We start from the raw sequence: 23462 nt of genomic DNA, 5'->3' as shown, positions 1-23462 counted from the left end.
AGCAAAGACTGCATAAAAATAACGAAATGCGCAGATACCATCGTGATAGTATAAGGGACATGTTGTTTAGACTTTAAAGCTATATACATGTTCCAACAAGAAATTTCCCAACTCAATTTAAAACAACTCAAAGCTGGTGAACGACGCTGGTTAGGCAACCTGCAGGGATCATCCACAGCATTATTGCTGAAGGAAATTGCCAAGCAGCATAAACAGTTATTTGTGATTGTGGCACGCAATAATCAGCACCTTGGTCAGCTGGAAAGTGAACTGGAATTTTATGGCATCAAGCCGACTATATTTCCAGACTGGGAAATTTTGCCTTATGACCGTCTCTCTCCGCATCAGGACATTGTCTCTGAACGTCTGGCAATTCTTTCCAATATGCCGCAAACCGGGGTGTTGCTGTTATCTGCTTCTACGCTGGCACAGCGTGTAGCACCAAGCTCATGGGTATTGGGTGAACACTTTGATATTCGTGTCGGGCAAAAGCTTGATCTGGAACAGCAAAAGAAAAAACTGATTCAGGCGGGTTACCATCTGGTTGATACGGTATATGACCATGGTGAATTTGCAGTCCGCGGCAGCATCATGGACATTTATGCCTCTGGTCAGGATGCACCGATCCGGATTGACCTGTTTGATGATGAAATTGAAACGCTGAAATTTTTTGATCCGGAAACCCAGCGCACTACGCAAACTTTAGAACAATTTACCGTATTACCAGCACAAGAATTTCCACTGAAAGAAGGGCGCGCCACTTTCCGGGACCGTTATGGTGAGCTGTTCCCCACAGCAAATCCCAAGAAAAACCCGATGTATCAAGATGTCATGGATGGTATTGCTTCGCCCGGTATTGAATTTTACATGCCACTTTTCTTTAGTGCAGAAGCGATGCAAGCTTACAGCACTTTGGCTTCATACTTACCAAAGAATGGCATTGTCATTACAGATCGCGGTCTGGAAGAGTCATTAAACCAGTTTTGGGCTGAAGTGGTACGTCGTTATGAGGATCGCCGTCATAATGTGGATCAGCCAATTCTGCCTGCGGAAATGCTGTTTATCCAGACTAATCTTGTGCTGGAACAATTGAACCAGTTTGGTCGCATTATTGCCTCTCAAGATGTTTTTGATGAAAAAGCGGGTGTGATAAATCTGGATACTCAGACACCGCCACGACTGCCGGTCGATCCGAAACGGGAAAAGCCATTCATCGAAGTTAAAAAATATATCGATGCAGCTAATCATCCTGTTCTACTCGTGGCTGAAAGTGCAGGTCGCCGAGAAACTCTAAAAGATGCACTGCGTCCAAGTCTGGGGGATATCCCGACTGTTGAGAATTTTGATGCATTTGTCGCATCATTACATGCGATTGCCATTACCAGTGCACCTTTAGAACGTGGTCTGGTTTTGACTGATCGTATCGCTGTGATTTCGGAAAACCAGCTCTATGAACATCGGGTGGTACAGCGCCGTCGCAAGCGTCAACAGGAAGTATCCGAAGAATTCCTGATTCGCAGTCTGACCGAGCTGACCATTGGTGCCCCAGTTGTACATATTGATTATGGCGTAGGGCGTTATGCCGGCCTGATTACCTTGAGTATTGACGATCAGGACCATGAATTCCTGCAACTGGATTATGCCGATGATGCCAAGGTGTATGTACCAGTTACCAATCTGCATCTGATCAGCCGTTATAGTGGTGGTGATCCTGATCTGGCACCACTACATAAGCTCGGAACAGATGCCTGGAGCAAAGCAAAACGTAAGGCACTGGAACAGATTCACGATGTCGCAGCCGAATTACTAGATATACAGGCACGACGTTCATCCAAGCCCGGGATTAGTTTTGAGCTGGATCAAAGCCTGTATATGCAGTTTGCCAGCAGTTTTGCCTATGAAGAAACGTTAGATCAAGCCAATGCCATTGAAGCAACTTTATATGACATGCAGCAGGCCAAACCAATGGATCGTCTGGTTTGTGGTGATGTAGGCTTTGGGAAAACTGAGGTCGCAATGCGTGCTGCTTTTGTGGCGGTGCAGAATAACCGTCAAGTCGCAGTTCTGGTCCCAACCACTTTGTTAGCACAACAGCACTATGAATCCTTTAAAGACCGCTTTGCGGACTGGCCAGTACGCATTGAAGTACTGTCACGTTTCGGTTCTTCTAAGGCACATACTAAAACGATTGACGACCTGGCAGAAGGCAAAGTGGATATTGTGATTGGTACACATAAAATTTTGCAAGAAAATGTCCAGTTCAAGAATCTTGGCCTGATGATTGTCGATGAAGAACATCGTTTCGGGGTGCGCGACAAAGAGCGTATTAAAGCTCTACGTGCTGATGTAGATATGTTGACCCTGACCGCAACACCAATTCCCCGTACCCTAAATATGGCTTTTAGTGGTATGCGTGATCTTTCAATCATCGCGACACCACCAGCACGTCGTCTGGCAGTAAAAACCTTTGTGCAGGAACAGACCAATGACACCATTAAAGAGGCGATTCTGCGTGAATTGCTGCGTGGTGGTCAGGTTTATTTCCTGCATAACGAAGTGGATACCATTGACCGTGCTGCAGAAAGCCTACGTGAACTGGTACCAGAAGCGCGTGTCATTGTTGCCCATGGGCAAATGCGTGAACGTGAACTGGAGCAGGTCATGCAGCAGTTCTATCACAAGGAATATAATGTTCTGGTGTGCTCGACCATTATTGAAACCGGGATCGATGTGCCGAGTGCCAATACTATCATTATTGAACGTGCGGATAAGCTGGGGCTGGCCCAGTTGCACCAGTTGCGGGGGCGTGTTGGTCGTTCCCATCACCAGGCGTATGCTTATCTTTTGATTCCATCGATCAAAGGTTTAAAAGGCGATGCTGAAAAACGCCTGGATGCGATTCAACGGGCTTCAAATCTGGGCGCGGGTTTTATGCTGGCAACCGAAGATCTGGAAATCCGGGGTGCAGGTGAACTCTTGGGTGAACAGCAAAGTGGTTCGATGCAGGCGATAGGTTATAGCCTGTATATGGAAATGCTGGAAAAAGCCACCAAAGCCATTCAAAAGGGCAAGACACCGAACTTTGATGCACCATTATCTTTAACGGCAGAAATTAATCTGCATATGCCAGCCTTGATTCCGGATGACTATCTGGGGGATGTACATCAGCGTCTGCTGTTCTATAAACGTATCAGTAATACCGATACCCAAGACAAACTCGACAATATCCGTATGGAGCTGATTGACCGTTTTGGTATTCCACCACAGCCAGTGAAGCAGCTATTTGCAGTACATCAGCTTCGTCTGAAAGCAGAACAGCTGGGCATTACCAAAATCGACATTGGCGGTCAGGGCGGGCATATCGAATTTGCTCCGGATACGCCAGTGCAGGCCATGAGTATTATCCAGATGATGCAGAAACATCCGACCTATTTCCGGATGAATGGCGGGCAACGTCTGAAAGTCATGGTCATGCTCGAAGACTATCAGAAACGTATTCAGTTTTTAAACGATTTGCTGGATAGCCTGCTGAAAGAGCTGCATTAAAAAGGTTTTAAAAAATGGGTCAGAAAAGGAATTCTGACCATTCTTTTAAATCGATGGCGAAGTCACCCCTCAATGGAAAGAAAGTCTTGATTAATTTGTGTGATTCGGTAAAGTCTGAGTTGTGACCGAGTTCATAACAAATCATCCAAATTTGTATTTAAACACATTGCTCACAATATTCAGCTAGCACTGGATATGTTAGTATTAGCCATCATTCTAATTTTGCATCATTTATAAAGATATGTTTAGTTTGCATCCTCAACTTGCTCAAGATACGTTTTTTGTAGGCGACTTTCCTTTATCAACATGTCGTTTGATGAATGATATGCAATTTCCGTGGTTAATCCTGATTCCACGTGTGCCGGGCATTACAGAATTATATGAACTTAGCCAGGCCGACCAGGAACAGTTCCTGCGTGAATCAAGCTGGTTGTCTAGTCAGCTTGCGCGTGTATTCCGTGCAGACAAAATGAATGTGGCTGCATTAGGTAATATGGTTCCACAGCTGCATTTTCATCATGTAGTTCGTTACCAGAACGATGTGGCTTGGCCAAAACCAGTGTGGGGAACTCCTGCGGTTCCTTATAGCAGTGAAGTTCTTGCTCATATGCGTCAGACGTTAATGCTGGCTCTACGTGGTCAGGGAGATATGCCATTCGACTGGCGTATGGATTAATCTGATCCCATGCTGCAATCAGGCCTGTAAATTATACAGTGCTGCAAGGAGCAACTGAGTGCAAATAGACGATTGGGTACATAAAGAGCCGAAACAGTTTGAATATTTCCATCGACTGATGGGATATATCATGCTGTCGCTGGTCATCGTCGTTTTTCACTATACAGATCCTGATACGCAGTACCAGATTTTTATCCCGTTTTTCTTTCTTGCGATTATACTGGCTCTGCCGAAGCTGTCGCGCTGGCTCATCTATCGCTACAACACCAGTATCAAGCGTAATGTCTTCTTTGTGCTCGACATTGCTGTAATTGCAGTCATTCTTTCTGCAATGCATATGAGTCTGGTACTGTCTTTATTGGGACTGGTCGCATTGTTGTATACTGCAATCAGTAACAAAATTTCATTTTTGACGTTCTCATTGGCAAGCCTGATCGGTATTGCCATTTTTTATTTCTGCAATATTTTTATCTTTGGTTTTGGTGAATATTTTCAGCCAACCAGCAATGAGTTGACGGTTTTGGGCTTCCTTTGTCTGGTGACTTATTTTGGTGTAGGTAATTATTATCAAACCACGCGTGCACGTTTTATGGCGCAGAAAAAGAACCATTATTATGATCAGATGAACCGCTATATGGAATTTGCCAACCAGCTGAGCCGTTATGCACCCTTGCAGCTGTGGCAATCAATTATGAAAGGTGAGTCTGAAGCCAAGATTGAATATAAACGTAAGAAACTTACCGTATTTTTTTCCGATATTCAGGGTTTTACGGAACTCTCTGAAACGCTGATTCCAGATGACTTGGCCTTCCTGCTGAATGACTATCTCAGTCACATGACAGAAATCGCCAAGCACTATGAAGGCACGGTAGATAAATTCATGGGTGATGCGATCCTGATCTTTTTCGGTGATCCGCATTCTGATGGTGTTGAGCAGGATGCTAAAAACTGTCTGGATATGGCGATTGCCATGCGTCAGCAGATGAAAATCCTGCGTGAACGCTGGGTGAAAATGGGCTATCCACCGCTACATATCCGTATGGGTATTTCGACGGGTTATTGCCACGTTGGCAATTATGGCGCTAATCACCGTATGGCTTATACGATTGTGGGACGGGATGCCAACCTGGCAGCACGATTACAATGTGCTGCTGAAGTAGATGAAATCCTGATTTCTGAAGATACCCATACACTTATCAAGAATGACTATCTTTGTGCAGGAAAAAAACCAGTATTCCTGAAGGGGATTAAAGAGCCAGTACGTACTTGGCAAGTAATGGAGCGATTTACTTCAGAGAAAATTGATTATCAACGCTGGTTTGACTACGAATATAAAGGTTTCCATCTGTTACTTAATCTGGATGAAGTACAGAACTACGAATATCCTAAACTGGTCAATGTGCTTGAAAATATGATTAAGCGGATTCAGACCCAGCAGAAGATGACCAATTCACAAGGTATTGTAAAGTTAAAACTTGAAGATGAAGTCATTGAACATCTACCAGCGAGTACAGCAGAACCTGTGGTATTAGAAAAAGAGACTGAGAAGCAGGAATATGAAATCAGGTCAGATCAATCAGAAAAAAAGACCAGTCGTGCGAGTTAAGAAAAAACAATCACCATAAAGATCAGATGTAAAAAAACCACGCTTGAGCGTGGTTTTTTTATGAAAATCACTTAGTGATTTTCTGAAGCGTGGTTGATGGTGTATTTGGGAATTTCAACTTCCAGATCTTCGTCCACCACTTTGACCTGACAAGACAAACGTGAATCAGGCTCAAGGCCCCATGCACGGTCTAACAGATCTGCTTCAACATCATTCATTTCTTCCAGGCTGTCAAAGCCACGACGTACAATCACGTGACATGTGGTACATGCACATGACATATCGCAAGCATGTTCAATCTTGATCCCGTTATTTAGCAGGCTTTCACATAAATTGGCATCTTGTTCAACTTCAAACTCAGCACCTTCAGGGCAAATTTGCGCATGTGGAAGAACTTTAATACGTGGCATAGTCTTTACCTTAAATTAGTTTGAGTTTGACCAGTCGTCGAGTTTAGTACCTTTCAGTGCTGCATCGATATGCTGGTTCATACGAGCAGCTGCAAATGCATCACTATGTATTTTAAGCTGTTCTACGGCAGATTCAATCGCTTTGATATCTGTACCTTGCAGCTCTTGTTCAAGCTTGGCTTGAGCAGCTTGCAGATCAGTAAGCTGCTGTTCACTTAACAACGCCGCATCCATTTTCAGGGCCTGAGTAAGTGCTTCAAGTTCACGTTGTGCTTCAACTTTAGTTTCCTGAAGATGACGCAGGTTTTTGTCTTCTTCAGCAAATTTATAACCTTCAAGCAGTAAACGCTCTGTATCTTCGCTCGATAAACCATAAGATGGCTTGATATCGATCTGTGCTTTCACGCCAGACGTGGTTTCTTGCGCAGCTACGGTTAATAGACCATCAGCATCCACCTGGAAAGTCACTTCAATACGTGCCTGACCTGCAGTCATTGGGGGAATACCGTGCAGTACGAAGCGACCCAAGCTACGGCAATGCTCCACCAGATCACGTTCACCCTGAACTACATGGATCAACATCGCGGTCTGACCATCTTGATAGGTGGTGAATTCTTGACGGCGTGCCACAGGAATCGCGGTATTACGTGAAATTAGACGCTCTACCAGACCACCCATGGTTTCAAGACCTAGAGACAATGGTGTTACGTCTAATAACAATGAACCGTCGGTTGAATTACCAATCAATTGGTTCGCAGTAATCGAGGCACCAATTGCAACTACTTCATCCGGATTGATGGTACATAGAGGTTCTTGATTGAACACTTCACGCACTGCTTTCTGAACGGCATAGGAGCGGGTAGAACCACCTACCAGAACAACATTTTGAATATCATCCAGTTCCAGTTTGGCATCACGCATTACACGTTTACAAACGCTAATCGTTTTATCCAGTGCAATTTTAATGATTTCTTCAAACGTTGGACGATCTAATGTTAAGACATGATCCAGCAGTTTTAATTCTACAGACTCTGCATCAGAAAGCGCTTCTTTGGCTTTACGCGCAGCTGTAATGAAATGTGCATATTCAGCATCATTGAGGGTTTCAATATTCAGCTGTTTCTTGGCCCATTTTAGAATCAGACGATCCAGGTCATCACCACCCAGAGCAGTATGGCCACCAGTCGCTAATACTTCGAATACGCCTTGCGAGAAACGCAGGATAGATACGTCAAAAGTACCACCACCTAGGTCATAGATCACATAGTTGCGATCTGTGCTTAGATTTGATTCTTGATCTAAACCATAAGCAACCGCTGCTGCAGTCGGTTCATTTAACAAGCGTAAAACATTTAAGCCAGCAAGCTGTGCTGCGTCACGTGTTGCTTGACGCTGTGCTTCATCAAAATATGCAGGAACTGTAATAACAGCGCCATTAATCTCATTTTTCAAGCTTGCTTCTGCACGGTCTTTCAGCTGTTTTAAGATTTGTGCTGAAATTTCGACGGGTGTTTTACGACCTTGAGCTGTTTCAAACGCTGGCATTTCATTCGCTTCACCCACTAAGGTATACGGGTGCTGGAATTTAATATCCGCTTGAGAACGACCCATGAAACGCTTTACAGAAACGATGGTATTTTTTGGGTCGGTCATTATGAATGGTGCAGCTTCATAGCCGTACTGAGTGCTTTGCTCTGCATAATGAACGATAGAAGGAAGTAACACACGTCCTTGTTCATCATTAAGTACTTTGGCTTTACCTGAAAGAACCGTGGCGACCAAAGAATGGGTGGTGCCTAAATCGATACCAATCACAATGCGGTGTTCATGCGGTGCACTTGATTGACCTGGTTCTGCAATCTGCAAGAGAGCCATAGTGTTACATCCTTTGCACGTTAAATATTAAAGAGAGAAATTAAAAATCGTCATCGAGGTCAAAGCTGTCGTCATCGAGGAAGCGGTCTTCCGCTTTATCAATATCGGCCATGACTTTGACAAAGAAGCGCAGTTTACGCACAGTATCGCGAGCCTCAGCCCAGTCTTCCTCTTCATAATCTATTTTGAATTCACGCACCAGACCATCAATCCACTGTTGAACTTCAACTTTTAGGGAAGATAAATCTTCTGCTGAAGCTGCATCATCAAGCTGCTCACGAATTTCAAGCGCATCTTGCAGGAACTCAAAATCACTGATGGACTGATCCAAATGATAATCCTGTTTTTTCAATGAAAGTAAGTAAGCAGCGCGACTATCCACAGCCGACAACACCTTATATGCCTGATTGATTTCACTTGATTTGATCAGGGCCTGGTCTTTGTCTGCAGCTTTATCTGGGTGATATTGTTGCTGTAACTTTAAAAATTCAGCTTTTAAAGCAGCTGAATCAATATCAAGTGCGACAGGGAGGTTGAACAACTCAAAATGATTCATGGGAGATTGGATCCACGATTAATATGCAAATTAACTGCAATGTACAGCTAAAAACTACTGCCTAAATGCAATTAAAACAGTGTAGATGACACTGTTTTAATGCTGCAAGGATAAATGTACGCTAATGATTAAGCCTTATATAGTGAAGGATTCACCGCAGCCACATTCACCTTTTTTGTTCGGGTTGTTAAATTCGAAGCCTTCGTTCAGACCATTTTTTACGTAGTCCATCTCCATACCTTCGAGATAAACCAGGCTTTTCGGGTCAACGAAAACTTTAACACCAAACTGTTCAAATACTTCATCATGTGTATCAGCGTCATCGACGAATTCAAGCACATAAGCCAGACCAGAACAGCCTGAAGTTTTCACACCAACGCGAATGCCTTCACCCTTACCACGATTTTTCAGGTAATTGCTGATATGAGTTGCAGCATTTTCAGTTAAATGGATCATGAAAACTCCGTTAATCTTTCTTCAAAAATACACGTCAGCAATTAAGCTTTCACTTTTTTGCTACGATAATCTTCTACAGCAGCTTTAATGGCATCTTCAGCAAGTACAGAACAGTGTACTTTTACTGGAGGAAGAGCAAGTTCAGTTGCAATATCAATATTCTTGATCGCTTGAGCTTCGTCCAGAGTTTTGCCTTTTAGCCACTCGGTTACCAGTGAGCTAGATGCAATTGCTGAACCACAGCCGTAAGTTTTAAAACGTGCTTCTTCGATTACACCTTCATCATTCACTTGAATCTGAAGACGCATCACGTCGCCACATGCTGGTGCACCCACCATGCCTGTACCTACGTTTTCTGCATTTTTGTCTAAAACACCAACGTTACGTGGGTTTTCGTAATGGTCAATTACTTTTTCGCTATAAGCCATGTTGCTTCTCCAAACCTCGGGGTCAGCCTAATATTAAATATGGGGATTAAAAAACTTTTATCAATGAGATAACAACATAAATGCTGTTATCTTCGATACAAGATTAGTGTTCAGCCCATTCAACTGTAGAAAGGTCGATACCTTCTTTGTACATATCCCAAAGCGGAGAAAGTTCACGTAACTTCTCAACAGCAGCTTTAGTGACTTCAAGTACATGATCAATATCTTCTTCAGTGGTGTATTTACCAAAGCTAAAGCGGATTGAGCTGTGTGCAAGTTCGTCTGATAGGCCCAATGCACGTAGAACATAAGACGGTTCTAGTGTTGCAGAGGTACATGCTGAACCTGAAGATACTGCTGCATCTTTCAGAGCCATCATTAGTGATTCACCTTCAACAAAGTTGAAGCTCACGTTCAGGTAGTTCGCAACGTTATAAGTTTCGTGGCCATTCAGGAATACCTGTTCAAGGTCACGTAAACCATTCCAAAGTTTGTCACGAAGTACACGTAAACGCGCTTGTTCAGAATGCAAGTTTTTACCTGCAAGTTCAAATGCTTCACCCATACCTACGATCTGGTGAGTCGCAAGCGTACCAGAACGCATGCCACGTTCGTGACCGCCACCATGCATTTGTGCTTTCAGGCGTACACGTGGGCTACGACGTACAAAAAGGGCACCGATACCTTTAGGACCATAGATTTTGTGTGCAGAGAAACTCATCAAGTCGACTTTCAGTTGAGAAAGATCGATTTCAACTTTACCTGCAGCCTGGGCAGCATCTACGTGGAAGAAAATTTTCTTGGCACGAGTGATTTCACCAATTGCAGCAACATCCGTTACGGTACCAATTTCGTTGTTTACCATCATCAGGGAAACAAGAATGGTATCTGGACGAATTGCAGCTTCAACCATGTCTGGTGTAATCAAACCAGTTTTTGGTTGTGGTTCCAGATAAGTAATTTCAAAGCCTTCAGACTCTAACTCACGGCATGTATCCAAAATTGCTTTATGTTCAATTTTAGACGTAATAATGTGTTTACCTTTAGATGCATAGAACTGAGCTACACCTTTTAGGGCAAGGTTGTCAGATTCAGTCGCACCAGAAGTCCATACGATTTCACGTGGGTCAGCTTTGATAAGGTTAGCTACCTGTTCACGTGCGTATTCAACTTTTTCTTCCGCTTGCCAGCCGTATGCATGTGAACGAGATGCAGCATTACCGAAGGTACCTTCGAAAGTTAAGCATTCCATCATGCGTTCTGCAACTTGAGGGTCTACAGGAGTGGTTGCTGCATAGTCAAGATAAATCGGACGTTTCATGTCAAATACCTGTAACCGATAAAAGAGCTGAATCAAAAGATGCTGAATTTTGGCGAAGTGAAACGGTTTGAACGTTGTCACGTGCTACGAGGTCAGCAAGCGAGATTTTTGCGAGATAATCGGCAATGTGGTGGGAGAGTTCCTGCCATAAATCGTGAGTCAAGCACATCGCACCATTCTGGCAATTGCCTTTATGGTCGCAGCGAGTGGCATCAACAGTTTCGTTTACAGCTTCAATGATTTCTAACACAGTGATGTCTTGAGCATTACGCGCCAGATGATAACCACCATTGGCACCACGGACACTTGAAACTAAGCCATGACGTTTTAGTTTCGCAAATAACTGCTCAAGATAGGCAACGGAAATAGTTTGACGAGCTGCAATTTCAGCAAGCGTGATCGTTTGTTCAGTTGGCTGCAAAGCTAGATCAAGAAGAGCAGTCACTGCGTAGCGACCGCGAGTGGTTAAGCGCATGATTCGATACACATGGTTAGACTAGATGTGTCGATTTTAAGAATCCTGACTAAAATAGTCAAGTTTTTTTATTATGCAAAATGAAACGTTAAATCGTACCAAAAAGAAGGCTTTATTAAGCAAGCCAATTATATACTAATAACGTAATTAAACCTACGGTAATAAGACCAAAGATTATATTAATTTGCTTCTGACGACGTTGCATGCGTCGAATCCGGTTTTCATACTGCTTAACTTCCACTTGCAGGGTATTAATTTTAGAACGTTGCTGGTCAATTTTATCTAGAAGTGGGGCCAGACGATTACGTGAAGTAACGACTTCAGACTCGTCTCTTGGTTCATACAGCCACTGTTTCCAGTCAGCAAGCAGTTTCGGCAGGGCAAACAGGGTCAGCAGATCACGGAATTCGTCTTTCAGGATCTGATTGCCATCAATACGCATAGCCTTAATGCTGCGACGATTGCCAAAAATAAAGATTTTGATCAGATCGGACAGATTAGTACGCACATCAAGGTCAATGATTTTATTTGGCGCTTTATGGTCAAATAGCAGACCCTTATCGGTAAACTGCACATAAAAGTCGAAATAAGGAATATAACTATTAATCTTAATAGCAATATTTTCATCAATAAACTTTTTAGCTTGTAATGCAACAACGCGATCATGTTTTAGAATAAAAGTGAAAATCGTTTCTAAAACAATTAAAGTCATTGTCAGCAATAAGTGCGGCTGCTTTTGACTTTGCTGCGATTCGCTCATAGATACAACCAATCCTTTCCTGAAAAATTTGAAATATAAAGCATCCTGCCTAATTGATATTTCAGGGATTAAACTTAAAACATGAAATAAATTGCTTTGTAGAACAGTTTAGCAAAACTGGCAAGTATTAAATTTGCTAATATGCTGTAATTTTGTAGATTTCTATATAAAATTTGCATAGAAAATAATCAGGAGGCGTGCACATGGACAAATCTGAAGCGGCACAGGATGCAATTCCGGAAACAGAACAAAAAACATCAAAAGCTAAGTCGAGATCAGGATCAGAGCGTAAGTCGGTCCTCGACTTTCGAAAATATACCAAACAAATCTGGCTGGCTGGACTGGGTGCATTCTCTCGTGCCGAAGAAGAAGGCAATAAATTATTCGACTCTTTGGTCAAGGTGGGAGAAGAGCTTGAATCCAAAACGACTGACATTGCCGACCAAACTGTCGAAAAAGTCTCAGAAAAGGCCAAAGAGTCTGTCACAGATACCAAAGATAAAGTTGAAAAATTAATTGATCACTCTGTTCATCATTCCTTGAATCGTATAGGATTAGTGACGCTGAAGGACGTACAGCATCTAGAAAAACTGATCCTGCAGCTGCATGCTAAAGTCGATCAGTTGATGGAAGAACAGGGGAAAATACAGGATGAATTGTCTAAAAAATCACAACGAAAGTGACTTTATTCATTATTCAATGTTTTTTTCGCTTATTTTTTAAAAAAAAAGAGGTCGAAGAGTATTGCGTTTAGCCCTAAACCATTGTTATAAAGTCGCTATGGCAATTTAAACAAATTCTTGGACCTTAAATAAACGATATTAAGAGGACGTAATTTTCATGAATAAATCAGAATTAATTGATGCAATTGCAGAGAAAGGGGGATTATCTAAGGCTGACGCTGGTAAGGCTTTAGATGCTACAATTGCTTCTGTTACTGAAGCGCTAAAATCAGGTGATACAGTTACTCTCGTTGGTTTTGGTACTTTCGGCGTTAAAGAACGCGCTGCACGTACTGGCCGTAACCCACAAACTGGTGCTACGCTAGAAATCAAAGCAAGCAAAGTACCTAGCTTCAAAGCTGGTAAAGGCTTGAAAGACGCTGTAGCTTAATCGCCAACAGCAACCAAACGCGCCTCACTAGGCGCGTTTTTTTATTGATTAATTAAATAGTCAGGATTAACACATTCATTCAGTGGGTTTTTTCGGGTAAAATCCCATGCAAATAAAATATTGGAATACTTATGGAATCTTTTCGTAAAGTTATTAAGGGTTGGCTGGGCAAGGTCTTGCTCGTTCTGTTTTTGACCCCTTTAGCGCTTGTAGGTATTGAAGGATATTTTAGTGGTGGGAACAAAGATACAGCCAAGACGGTAAATGGCACAGATATCTCTAAAAAAGAATTGGAATCTCTGACAAAATCATTCAAAGAACAATATCTCAGTTATGCCAATGGCGATGAAACATTATTAAATCAGGCATTCATTGATCAAAAAGCTATGGATACGCTGGTTGCACGTACAGTTTTGCTACAACAAGCTGAAAACCTGGGCATCAGCCTCAGTGATCAGCAAATTGAGCAAATGATTGCTCAGCAACCGAGTTTCCAGCAAAATGGTCAATTTTCAAATGCGCTCTATGAAAACTATTTGCGCTCTGTAGGCATGAACAGCCAGCAGCTGATTGCAAGCCTGCGCACTGACCATGCTCTTAAAATGTTGTCATCTACATTTATTGACTATCCATTGGTTAGTAAACTGGAAATTCAGCAGATTGCTGACTTGCAGACTGAACAGCGTCATGTGCATATTGCCAGTGTTAATCTTGAGAACTACAAGAAAAACGTTAAGGTGACTGATGCAGAAATTGCAGCTTACTATGAAAAGCATAAGACTGTATTCAAGCAGCCAACAAGTGTGGATGTAGATTACGTAGTTTTAAAAGCGGGTGATATTAATACCGCTGCTGTTACGGTAACCGATGCCGAACTACAAGATGCCTATAACAGTTTTGTCGCGGCGCAAAAATCGACTGCTAAGCCAGAAGTGAAACATATCCTGATCACTGCGGATAACCGTTCTGAAGCTGAAGCGCAAAAACTCGCAACAGATGTAGCAGCTAAGATCAAGGCGGGTACAACATTTGCTCAGGCTGCAGCTCAGTATTCAGAAGATCCTGAATCTAAGGCCAAAGGCGGTGCAATCGCAGTTTATGAAGCGGGTGTGTTCGGTAATGCTTTTGATAAAGCTGTTGCTTCATTACAATCTGGTCAGGTTTCTGCACCCGTGAAAACAGATTATGGTTATCACATCATTGCTGTACAGGCACCTGATGTAGCTGTGCTATCATTTGAATCACAAAAAGCACGTCTGACTGAAGAGGTGCTGGCTTCTAAAAAATCAAATGCATTCTCTGATACTGTGAATAGCCTGAATGATATGGTGGTCAGCAGTGACTCACTGGATGTGGTAACACAAGAAGTTAAAGGTGTTCGCGTACAATCAGCCAAAGGCGTGACATTGTCTACACGGGATCCATTACTCAGTGATGCCAATGTGAAAGTGAAGCTGTTCAATGACGATGTGAAGAATGGTGACCGTAATGTATCATCTAGCATACAGTTGGCAAACGGTGATGTAGCTTGGGTGAAAGTGCGTGATTACCATGCAGCAGGTGAGCAATCACTGGCGGAAGCGAAACCACGTGTTAAAGCAGAATTGATTGAAGAAAAAGCGCGAGCTCTTGCAAAAGCCCAGATTCAGAAATCATTGGATGAGTTTAAGACCAAACCTGCTGCTTCTGTAGCAAAAGGTAATCTGGTGTTTGAAGATGCGGGTATCTATACCCGTGCTGAAGGCTTGCTAAAACGTGATGTACAGCGTGCAGCATTTAGCCTGAAAGCACCTAAAGCTGGATTCTGGTCTGTGACGACTGCAAGCTTGCCTAATGAGCTGGTAGTAGTTGCTGTATCTGAAGTGAAGAAGAATCCGATTGATGTCTTAAGCGAAGAACAGCGTACTGAACTGGCAAAACTTTATGCCCAGTTACGTGGTCAGCAAGAATTTGATGATTATACGCGTTATCTGAAATCGCAAGCGAAAATCAAATAACAGATTTTCCTTTAAAAAAAACCGGCTTTCGAGCCGGTTTTTTTATTTTCTGGGAAAGTTTTTGCTCTATAAGAGCGCCATCTTTAGAGTCAAGGAGGCATTGAAATACTGAAATGTGTTTTAAATTTTGGTAGTAAATTCCCTGATGAGTAAATAAAAAAGCGGGACATTTTATCCCGCTTTTTTAAATAGTTCGATTTACTCAGCACGAACCTTAATTTCATAGCCGGTATATTTACGGATATTAATAACACCGGTATCCAGGATCAGGTACTGGCCTTTGATACCTTGTAATTTGCCACGGATCACTGGGGTTTTATCCAGATTATGTGATTTGATCTTTTCAGGATAGCTTTCTACCGGATAAATAAACTCGCGTGGGCGTTCTTGCTCCAGAATTTCGACATTTTCATTAAAGTCCAGACTCATGCTGAATTCATCACGAATATTGGTAATTTGCGGTTCGAATTCATCCAGAAGCTGATCACGGATATCAATCAGGTTAAGGGGCTCAGCTTCACCTTTAAGCAGTTTGCGCCAATCAGTTTTATCGGCAACCCGGGTGCCGAACATGACTTCCATTTGACCTGAAAGACGACGAGAACCTACTTTCATGATGGGTAAGGCTTGCGTTGCACCCTGATCCAGCCAGCGTCCTGGCATATGGTTGACACGGGTAATTCCGACTTTAAGTCCACTGGAATTGGCTAAATATACAATATGAGGCTGGAAGCATACTTCATGCGCAAAGGTGTCTTCACGGCAAGTACCCAAATGATAATGGCAGCTCTCAGGCTTCATAATACACATGTCACAAGATGCTTTGGTTTTAAAGCATTTGAAGCAGTGACCTTGAGAAAATGATTTTGATGTTTTGGTACCACAAGACACGCAGTAGATATTACCGGTCCATTCGATCTCGATTTCTTGACCCAGACTAAATGGAAGATCAATTTCTGAACGATCTAATATGAATTTATATTCAACATTTGCCCTGTGTATATCTTGATCAGTTACACTAAGGTTCTTGAGACCGGCATGCATTTTATGGCAAATGCCTTGAAGTTCCATATAAATTACTCACTTAAATCATAAGGATGCTGTTATGGCTGAACAGAATGTCATCACTTCGATGCTAGACGATTTTGCGCAGGAACAGCCCATAAAAACTGCGATTTGTATTGGTCAGGATTTGACCCAAATCAAGTTTAATCAGTCCATTCAATGGCATTATTTTAGCGTATCTGACTTTTTAAGTCTGCCTTTTCAGCAACGTTATGATCTGGGAGTAGTGATGCTAGATACACCTGAAACGAGTGAGTTATCAGATCAATTGATCAGTCAGATATTGGTCAAGCTGCGTGACTTATTTGCAAAACGTTTGGTCGTAGTAAGCCGTTTGCAGGATGAGAAACTACTCCGTTCTTTAGGACTAACCCAACTTATTGATAAAACAACACATAAAGCCGACTTTGCCCTATGGCAATTTAATATTCTGACTTATAAGCATGTACCAGACTGGTTTAATTCCAAATTCTGGGCCAATCCGGAAAATTGGAATAAGTTCCGCTGGTAAGGAAAAAATCTACTAAATTTCATTGCAAATATTAACATATTCATCCATTTCAACCTTCTGTTCAGCACGTATGCTGTAAGAAAGATTGACAGGATAAGCAGTATGACAAACCTCAGTAATATTGTAGAGATGCTGGCCAAGCAGGCCTTAGGCGGTAGTCAGCAACAGCAGAATACCAATCAGCATCAATCCCAAAACCAGTCGCAACAGTCACAAGGTGGGTTGGGTGGAATTCTTGGTACCGTACTTGGACAGTTAAATCCGGGTAATACGCATCAAACTGGTCAATCCCAGCAAGGCGGCTTGGGCGAGATTTTAGGTTCTGTACTGAGTCAACTGGGTGGTGCTGGTCAGCCACAGCAGCAGCCAAATCAGCAGACGCATCAGCAACCTCGATCATCAGGATTCGGAGCAGGTGGAACCAAGACCTTACTTATTGCCGTATTGCCATTGGTACTTGCCTGGATTCAAAAGCAGGGTGGTTTACAGGGAGCACTGGATAAGCTTAAAGGTCAAGGCTTAAACAGTCAGGTTGATGACTGGGTGTCTACAGGTCCTGGTGAGAATGCGCCCGTGGATAACCAGCAGTTACAGCTATTATTTGATGATCAGGAAGTAGAACAGGTGGCTGAGCAGGTGCATGCCCCAAAGCAAGATGTATATAGTGCTATTTCTAAAGTCTTACCGCAGATAATTGATTCATTAACTCCGCAGGGTGAGCAAACCAGCAAGCAGGAAGCCAATAATGATATTCAGAATGTCCTGAATATGGTTTCAGGTTTCTTAAAGCGTTAAATGAAATTTCTTTAAAAAAAGCCCGGCTATAAATGCCGGGTTTTTTTGTATTTTTATAAATTATGAGTGTTCCAAATCCAGGCTAAACAGACGATTAGATTTGCTGATTTTTTTGGCCACATAATGTGATTTGCGCAGACGTATCAAAATAATCTGAGATTGAAATTCCAGCTCACCAAATTCCGGCTCGACCTGCACATAATGTAGCTGACCAAATTCATCCCTTACGCGGGCTTGAGCTGAAAATCCGGGACGGGCATTACCACTGGAAATGGTTGCCAGACGGCCAATCAGATTGACATGATGTTTTTTGTATTTAGGTGGAATCACCTGATCCAGACAGTGAATCATAAATACTGTAAAGAAAATCGCAATAATCAGCGCAGGAATAATCAGGTAATACGCCGGTAGAAATTCCTGTTCTTGAGAATAGATCAGCAGTTGCAGCACATAACCGGCAACACTGAAATTCATCAGCAGGAAAAATACAATTAAAATTTTCGAAAATTTAACATTAAGCAGGTCGAGATTGCGGAAGTAGAAAGGGGAAATCTGTTTCAAAAATTTCGTCGGGCGAATTTTAAATAAATAACCTAAGGTTTCTACCACGCCCAGCAAAATCACAGCGAATAAACTTAAATGAAAAGGCATCAAGTTATAGTCTACGAAAAATGCCGGCATGGTAGCGTCCAATTTCAGAGTTATTCTGTGAGGTAAATCCCACCATCAGAATGCACGTTAATCTCTACTTTTTCAAGTGCTTGACCTTGACATGGACCAGAAATACATTCTCCGGTTTCAACCAGGAATAAAGCACCATGGGTTGAACACTCAATAAATTCCTGATCACGATCTAGAAACTGGTTTTCCAGAAACTCCAGTTCAACCTGCAAGTGTGGACACAGGTTCTGGTAAGCATAGAACATACCATCGCGTTGAGTAATGAAAATGGTGTCGCCATTTGGTGTTTCAAAAGAACGTGCTTCACGTTCCGGGATGTCTTCGGTCATGCAAATTTTAAACATTAAGCGCATTCCTTTTGGAAGTTTTCCAATAACGCAGCATAGTCAGCAATGGCCAGACGTGGGCCAAATTGTGAAACCACCTGACTTGAAATCAGAATTGCCAATTCAGCTGCAACTTTCCAGCCTAGGCCTGCATTCAGTGCATACAGGAAAGCACCGGCAAAGGCATCACCAGCACCATTGGTATCAACTGCAGTTACAGCACGACCCGGTACAGTAAAGCTTTGACCTTCATTGCAGATCAACGCGCCTTTGGCTGATAATGTAATGACAATGTGTTGGCTGATTTCTTGCAATTTAACTAAAGCGGCTTCAATCGTTTCAGTCTCAGTGTACATCAAAGCTTCCTGTTCATTGCAGAACAATAGATCTACGCCATCTGCAATCATTTCGTCCAGGCCGGCACGTGCATATTGCACCATGGCTGGATCAGACAAGGTTAAAGCAATTTTCGCATCACTGGCACGGGCAATAGTACGTGCCTGTTCTACAGCATGACGAGCAGTCTCTGAAGTCGACAGATAACCTTCGATATATAGCCATTTTGCAGTTTTGAGAGGTGTGAAATCAATTTGAACGTCAGTCAGTTCCGCAGTGATCCCCAAATAAGTATGCATGGTACGTTCTGAATCTGGACTTACCAGTACCATACAGGTACCAGTAACCCCTTCACTGATTGAACGGGTTGTGGTTTGTATGCCGGCTTCATTTAAACCATCCAGGTAGATTTGACCCAGACCATCATTCCCGACACGGCAGGCATAGAAAGCTGAACCACCGAGCGCAGCAAAAGCCACAGTCGTGTTTGCAGCTGAACCACCAGAAGCCTGGCCTTTATAGTTTTGCGTGGCTTTCAGGTTCTCATACAGCGCAGCTTGTGTTTCACCATCAGTCAGTTGCATGGTGCCTTTTTGCAGGTTGTGTGCAGTTAAAAAGTCGTCAGATACTTTAAATTCCTGGTCAATTAGCGCATTACCAATTGCAAAAAGATCAACATTTGCCATGTCAGAGAGTCACATTCAAAAAACGAAAGTCATAAGTTTACACGAATGCTCAGGTTTGCTATAGGGTGTTGAATCATTTTCAAAAAGTTTTAGGGTATGCTGTAAGGCATTCATTTCGCACTTTGGTCGAATTAAAGCAGATAAATTTCGTAATCCTGCGGTCGTGCCATTGATTTAAATAGCGGATTTTATTTATAAGTGTTATATCACCTGTAACTGCATATTCATGCAAATGCGGGTTGAGCCGAGACTACAATTTCTGACAGTGTGTATATATGGATATTAAAATCGTAAAAGCCGAGCAATTACCAGATCAAATCGAAACTTTTGCTGCTCTGGCAAAAAAGGAAGGCTATGATTTAATTGAGAAATTAGTTGAAGAATATCGCACAGGAAAAAACTCCTTCAGTAAAGATAATGAATATCTTGCTGTGGCTTATGATGGAGACAAGCTGATTGCTTGTGGCGGTTTGAACCAGCAATGGGGACCAGATGGTGTGGAAGAGCGTATTGGCCGTGTACGTCGTTTCTATGTACATCCGAAATATCGCCAGCATGGAGTAGGCAAGCAATTACTGGCTTATCTGGAACAGTTAGCACGTCCGCATTATTCTGCACTTTGCCTGCATACTGAAACCAAACTGGCGGCGAGCTTTTACCAGAAGCAAAATTATGTGTTTGTCGAAAACCATCCGAATTATAATTACTTTAAATATCTGATCTAGCCGATTTTCAATTTAACAAATACGGTTCATAAACTTGGTGATTCATTTTCTGAATGACCAAGTTTACTTAATTCGATCAAAATGATCGGTTTTCAGCGTGAATAATAACAAAAACTAAAGCTATAATGCGATCAGTTGTTTTTTATCTAAAAATTAGGAGATCGCATGACTGTAGATGTCACTGAAACCATTTCACAAACTGTACATCCTGCGTTTCAGTTGGTACGTCAACACCATGTTGAAGCTTTAGACATTTTAGTGTCTGAATATAAACATAATGTGACCGGCGCCATTCATTATCACCTGGCGACCAATCACGATGAAAATGTCTTTTTAGTGGCTTTCCGTACGCAGCCAATGGATTCTAAAGGCGAAGCACATATTCTTGAACATACCGCGCTTTGCGGTTCAGAAAAATTTCCGGTACGTGATCCATTCTTCCTGATGATTCGCCGTTCCCTGAACACGTTCATGAATGCCTTTACTGCGGCAGACTGGACAGCTTATCCGTTTGCAACCCAGAATGATAAAGACTTCCAGAACCTGTTAGAAGTATATATGGATGCTGCTTTTGCAGCGAACTTGAATCCATTGGATTTTGCCCAGGAAGGGATCCGTATTGAGCTGGAAAATGGTGAACCGGTTTACAAAGGTGTTGTGTTTAATGAAATGAAAGGTGCAATGAGTTCACCTTCAGATCAGCTCTATCATACGCTGGCGCATTACCTGTTCCCGGATACCACCTATCATTACAACTCAGGTGGCGATCCTAAAGATATTCCTGATTTGACTTACCAGGAGTTAGTTGATTTCTATAAGTCACATTATCATCCAAGTAATGCGGTATTCATGACCTTTGGTAAGAAGTCAGCTTATGAACTGCAAGAACAGTTTGAAAACTTGGCACTGTCTAAATTTGAACAGGGTGAGACCTTATACTCAACGCCAGAAACCCGTTTGTCTGCACCGGTATCGGTGACTGATACTTATGCAGTTGATGCAGAAGATTTACGTGATAAAACCTATCACGTTATTTCCTGGTTATTACCGGAAGCAAGCGAAATCAAACTTCGTCTGGGTATGCGTCTGGTAGAAGGTATCCTGTTAGAAGATTCGGCATCTCCACTACGTCATTATCTGGAAACCTGTGGTTATGCAGATGCAACAGGCCCATTTATGGGGGTGGATGACTCTAACTTTGAAATAACTTTCTATTGCGCAGTTCAAGGCTCAAATCCAGAACATGCTGAAGAATTTAAAAATGGCGTATTCAAGATTCTGGAAGATATTGCTGCGAAACCGGTAGATCAGCAGGCAGTAGATGCGATTCTGCATCAGATTGAATTGCATCAGCGTGAAATCAATGGTGATGGTACGCCATATGGTTTAAGCCTGATCCTGAATGGTTTAGGTAGCGCAATTCATCACCGTGATCCGGTTGAAGTCTGGGATGTGGATTCTGCAATTGCCGCAGTTAAAGAAGAACTGAAAGACCCGATGTGGCTGTCTAATCTGATCAAAGAACATCTGATTGATAACCCGCACCGTGTGCAACTGACACTGGTTCCAGATGCCACCAAATCTGCCACAGAAGCTGAAGCGGAAAAAGCACGACTGGCAGAAATTGGCAAGACACTAACTGAAGAACAAAAAGCTGAAATCGTTGCGCAGACTGAAGCTTTAAAAGTCCGCCAGGATACACCGGATGACCTGAACCTGTTACCTAAGGTTGGCCTGGAAGATGTGCCTGCTGAAATGCAGATCGTACAAGGTCAGTTGCGTGAAGTAATTTCCAATGGCATCGATACGCCATTAAACCTTTATTATGCTGGTACCAATGGTATTTATTACCAACAAGTCTTGGTACAGATTCCTGATGAAGTGGTGCAATCACCATACTTTAACCTGCTGTCGATTCTGGTCGGGGAAGTCGGTGCGGGCGAATATGATTATCTTGAATTCCAGCAAATCCAGACTGCTGTTAGCGGTGGATTGGGTATGGGAGCTTCATTACGTTCAAAAGTAGATGACAAGAATAAGATTTCTGCCTGGTTAACGCTCACAACTAAATCTCTGGTAAATAACCTGCAAGCGATTCAGTTGCTGAAAACCGGATTTGAGCAGCTTCGTTTTGATGAAAAAGGCCGTATTATTGAATTGCTGCAACAGCGTAAAACACGCTGGCATTCGCGTATTTCGGGCTCAGGCCATAGCTATGCGATGCAGGTAGCTTCACGTCAGCACAGTGCTTTAGCGACCCGTGATTATCATAACACTGGTCTTGGTGCATTGAACTGGCTGATGAATCTGGTTGCTCAGATTGAGAAAGATGAAGCTGCTTACGATGCCATGATTGAAGAGCTGAAACGCATTCATCGTATTTTACTGCAAGCTCCAAAACAGTTCTTACTGGTTTGTGAAGAACCGCAAGCGGACCATCTGGTAGAAGAAGTTCAGAATGTTTGGGATAAAGTTGCTGTGGACCGTAATCCGGTACAACTTGCTCAAACTGAAAAAGTATTGAATGAAGCAGATGAGGCATGGCTGATTCAGGCCAATGTTCAGTTCTGTGCAGCAGCTTATCCGGCAGTAGAAGTATCTCATCCAGATGCAGCACCATTGATGGTCTTGGCAGGTTATTTGCGTAATGGATACCTGCATAGTGCGATCCGTGAAAAAGGCGGTGCTTATGGTGGCGGTGCCAGCTATGATGGTAATGCCTGTTCATTCCGTTTCTACAGCTACCGTGATCCACGTTTAGCAGAGACTTTCAAGGACTTTGATGCAAGTGTTCAGTGGCTATTAAATGCGGAACAACAGCCACATCAACTGGAAGAAGCGATTCTGGGTCTGATTGCCAGCATGGATAAGCCGGGTTCACCAGCAGGTGAGGCAATTACAGCTTGTTATGCTTACCTGCATCAGCGTACTCCGGCATTCCGTAAGCAGTTACGTGAACGTCTGCTCAATGTGACGCTGGATGACCTGAAACGTGTGGTTCAGCAATATCTGGTAGAACAACAGCCATCGCGTGCAGTGGTTGCACCAGTAGCAAAACGTGAAGCACTGGAACAGCTCGGATTTGTGATTCAACAGGTTCAATAAAAGAAAAAAGGAA

Annotated in this window: 22 protein-coding genes; 10 read left to right on the top strand and 12 right to left on the bottom strand. The window is 42.7% G+C overall.

All coding sequences use genetic code 11. The annotated features are described in order from the left end of the window. The first annotated feature begins 87 nt into the window (after nucleotides 1–87). The 3 genes from mfd (at nucleotide 88) to ACTJIX_RS06915 (ending at nucleotide 5828) form a co-directional block, all read left to right on the top strand. A complete protein-coding gene (gene mfd / locus ACTJIX_RS06925) occupies nucleotides 88–3546 on the top strand; it encodes a transcription-repair coupling factor (RefSeq protein WP_005221800.1) in 3459 nt (1152 codons plus the stop codon). A 241-nt stretch (nucleotides 3547–3787) separates the two neighbouring features. Continuing rightward, nucleotides 3788–4222 (top strand): HIT domain-containing protein, encoded by a 435-nt coding sequence (locus ACTJIX_RS06920; RefSeq protein WP_004894486.1) that lies wholly within the window; start codon nucleotides 3788–3790, stop codon nucleotides 4220–4222. A 58-nt stretch (nucleotides 4223–4280) separates the two neighbouring features. Next, on the top strand, nucleotides 4281–5828 hold the full coding sequence (locus ACTJIX_RS06915; RefSeq protein WP_004894490.1) for an adenylate/guanylate cyclase domain-containing protein: 1548 nt from the start codon (nucleotides 4281–4283) through the stop codon (nucleotides 5826–5828). Between the two features lie 71 nt (nucleotides 5829–5899). Here ACTJIX_RS06915 and fdx read toward each other — a convergent pair whose 3' ends face one another. From fdx to ACTJIX_RS06875, 8 genes are all read right to left on the bottom strand, one after another. Next, on the bottom strand, nucleotides 5900–6238 hold the full coding sequence (fdx, locus tag ACTJIX_RS06910; RefSeq protein WP_004812732.1) for an ISC system 2Fe-2S type ferredoxin: 339 nt from the start codon (nucleotides 6236–6238) through the stop codon (nucleotides 5900–5902). Nucleotides 6239–6253: 15 nt separating this feature from the next. Then, complete coding sequence (hscA, locus tag ACTJIX_RS06905) at nucleotides 6254–8113, bottom strand: Fe-S protein assembly chaperone HscA (RefSeq protein WP_004894493.1); 1860 nt, start codon at nucleotides 8111–8113, stop codon at nucleotides 6254–6256. Nucleotides 8114–8153: 40 nt separating this feature from the next. Then, on the bottom strand, nucleotides 8154–8669 hold the full coding sequence (hscB, locus tag ACTJIX_RS06900) for a Fe-S protein assembly co-chaperone HscB (protein ID WP_004812736.1): 516 nt from the start codon (nucleotides 8667–8669) through the stop codon (nucleotides 8154–8156). 135 nt (nucleotides 8670–8804) lie between these two features. Continuing rightward, nucleotides 8805–9125, bottom strand: coding sequence for an iron-sulfur cluster assembly protein IscA (iscA, locus tag ACTJIX_RS06895; RefSeq protein ID WP_004894496.1), 321 nt, complete (start codon nucleotides 9123–9125; stop codon nucleotides 8805–8807). Nucleotides 9126–9166: 41 nt separating this feature from the next. After that, nucleotides 9167–9553, bottom strand: coding sequence for a Fe-S cluster assembly scaffold IscU (iscU, locus tag ACTJIX_RS06890; protein WP_004812740.1), 387 nt, complete (start codon nucleotides 9551–9553; stop codon nucleotides 9167–9169). Nucleotides 9554–9656: 103 nt separating this feature from the next. Continuing rightward, nucleotides 9657–10874 (bottom strand): IscS subfamily cysteine desulfurase, encoded by a 1218-nt coding sequence (locus tag ACTJIX_RS06885; protein ID WP_004812743.1) that lies wholly within the window; start codon nucleotides 10872–10874, stop codon nucleotides 9657–9659. Nucleotide 10875: 1 nt separating this feature from the next. Beyond that, the gene (locus ACTJIX_RS06880) at nucleotides 10876–11349 is read right to left on the bottom strand and encodes an Rrf2 family transcriptional regulator (RefSeq protein ID WP_004812744.1); all 474 of its coding nucleotides are present in this window, start codon (nucleotides 11347–11349) and stop codon (nucleotides 10876–10878) included. A gap of 115 nt (nucleotides 11350–11464) precedes the next feature. After that, a complete protein-coding gene (locus tag ACTJIX_RS06875) occupies nucleotides 11465–12109 on the bottom strand; it encodes a hypothetical protein (RefSeq protein WP_004812747.1) in 645 nt (214 codons plus the stop codon). 203 nt (nucleotides 12110–12312) lie between these two features. On the opposite strand from ACTJIX_RS06875, the gene ACTJIX_RS06870 reads away from it, so the two are divergent. The 3 genes from ACTJIX_RS06870 (at nucleotide 12313) to ACTJIX_RS06860 (ending at nucleotide 15219) form a co-directional block, all read left to right on the top strand. After that, nucleotides 12313–12792: a phasin family protein gene (locus ACTJIX_RS06870; protein WP_004894501.1), complete on the top strand. Its 480-nt coding sequence runs from the start codon at nucleotides 12313–12315 to the stop codon at nucleotides 12790–12792. 157 nt (nucleotides 12793–12949) lie between these two features. Further along, a complete protein-coding gene (locus ACTJIX_RS06865; protein ID WP_004279807.1) occupies nucleotides 12950–13222 on the top strand; it encodes an HU family DNA-binding protein in 273 nt (90 codons plus the stop codon). A 131-nt stretch (nucleotides 13223–13353) separates the two neighbouring features. Next, a complete protein-coding gene (locus tag ACTJIX_RS06860) occupies nucleotides 13354–15219 on the top strand; it encodes a SurA N-terminal domain-containing protein (protein WP_262478725.1) in 1866 nt (621 codons plus the stop codon). Between the two features lie 198 nt (nucleotides 15220–15417). On the opposite strand, the gene ACTJIX_RS06855 is transcribed toward ACTJIX_RS06860, so the two are convergent. Further along, nucleotides 15418–16290 carry a DUF2797 domain-containing protein gene (locus ACTJIX_RS06855; protein ID WP_406612179.1) on the bottom strand — a complete coding sequence of 291 codons (873 nt, stop codon included), beginning with the start codon at nucleotides 16288–16290 and terminating at the stop codon, nucleotides 15418–15420. A gap of 34 nt (nucleotides 16291–16324) precedes the next feature. On the opposite strand from ACTJIX_RS06855, the gene ACTJIX_RS06850 reads away from it, so the two are divergent. Both ACTJIX_RS06850 and ACTJIX_RS06845 read left to right on the top strand, forming a co-directional pair. Next, nucleotides 16325–16795, top strand: a complete 471-nt coding sequence (locus tag ACTJIX_RS06850; protein ID WP_004894508.1) for a DUF6231 family protein — start codon at nucleotides 16325–16327, stop codon at nucleotides 16793–16795. Nucleotides 16796–16897: 102 nt separating this feature from the next. Next, nucleotides 16898–17590, top strand: coding sequence for a YidB family protein (locus ACTJIX_RS06845; protein ID WP_108675954.1), 693 nt, complete (start codon nucleotides 16898–16900; stop codon nucleotides 17588–17590). A 60-nt stretch (nucleotides 17591–17650) separates the two neighbouring features. On the opposite strand, the gene ACTJIX_RS06840 is transcribed toward ACTJIX_RS06845, so the two are convergent. The 3 genes from ACTJIX_RS06840 to ACTJIX_RS06830 are packed head-to-tail and all read right to left on the bottom strand — an operon-like array spanning nucleotide 17651 to nucleotide 19619. Further along, nucleotides 17651–18271 (bottom strand): OB-fold-containig protein, encoded by a 621-nt coding sequence (locus ACTJIX_RS06840; protein WP_076753468.1) that lies wholly within the window; start codon nucleotides 18269–18271, stop codon nucleotides 17651–17653. A gap of 20 nt (nucleotides 18272–18291) precedes the next feature. After that, on the bottom strand, nucleotides 18292–18600 hold the full coding sequence (locus ACTJIX_RS06835) for a Rieske (2Fe-2S) protein (protein ID WP_008305220.1): 309 nt from the start codon (nucleotides 18598–18600) through the stop codon (nucleotides 18292–18294). Between the two features lie 14 nt (nucleotides 18601–18614). Next, entirely contained in the window at nucleotides 18615–19619 is a 1005-nt protein-coding gene (locus ACTJIX_RS06830; protein ID WP_348903956.1) for an adenosine kinase, read from the bottom strand. A gap of 275 nt (nucleotides 19620–19894) precedes the next feature. Between ACTJIX_RS06830 and ACTJIX_RS06825 the strand changes: the two genes are divergently transcribed. Together ACTJIX_RS06825 and ACTJIX_RS06820 are read left to right on the top strand one after the other, a co-directional pair. After that, the gene (locus ACTJIX_RS06825; RefSeq protein WP_163168220.1) at nucleotides 19895–20344 is read left to right on the top strand and encodes a GNAT family N-acetyltransferase; all 450 of its coding nucleotides are present in this window, start codon (nucleotides 19895–19897) and stop codon (nucleotides 20342–20344) included. Nucleotides 20345–20509: 165 nt separating this feature from the next. After that, nucleotides 20510–23449 carry an insulinase family protein gene (locus ACTJIX_RS06820; protein ID WP_440611316.1) on the top strand — a complete coding sequence of 980 codons (2940 nt, stop codon included), beginning with the start codon at nucleotides 20510–20512 and terminating at the stop codon, nucleotides 23447–23449. Nucleotides 23450–23462 lie beyond the last annotated feature (13 nt).

The organism is Acinetobacter sp. 22323 (genome assembly GCF_052044895.1).
Taxonomy (GTDB): domain Bacteria; phylum Pseudomonadota; class Gammaproteobacteria; order Pseudomonadales; family Moraxellaceae; genus Acinetobacter; species Acinetobacter schindleri.
This window is presented reverse-complemented; position numbering and strand designations above follow the sequence as displayed.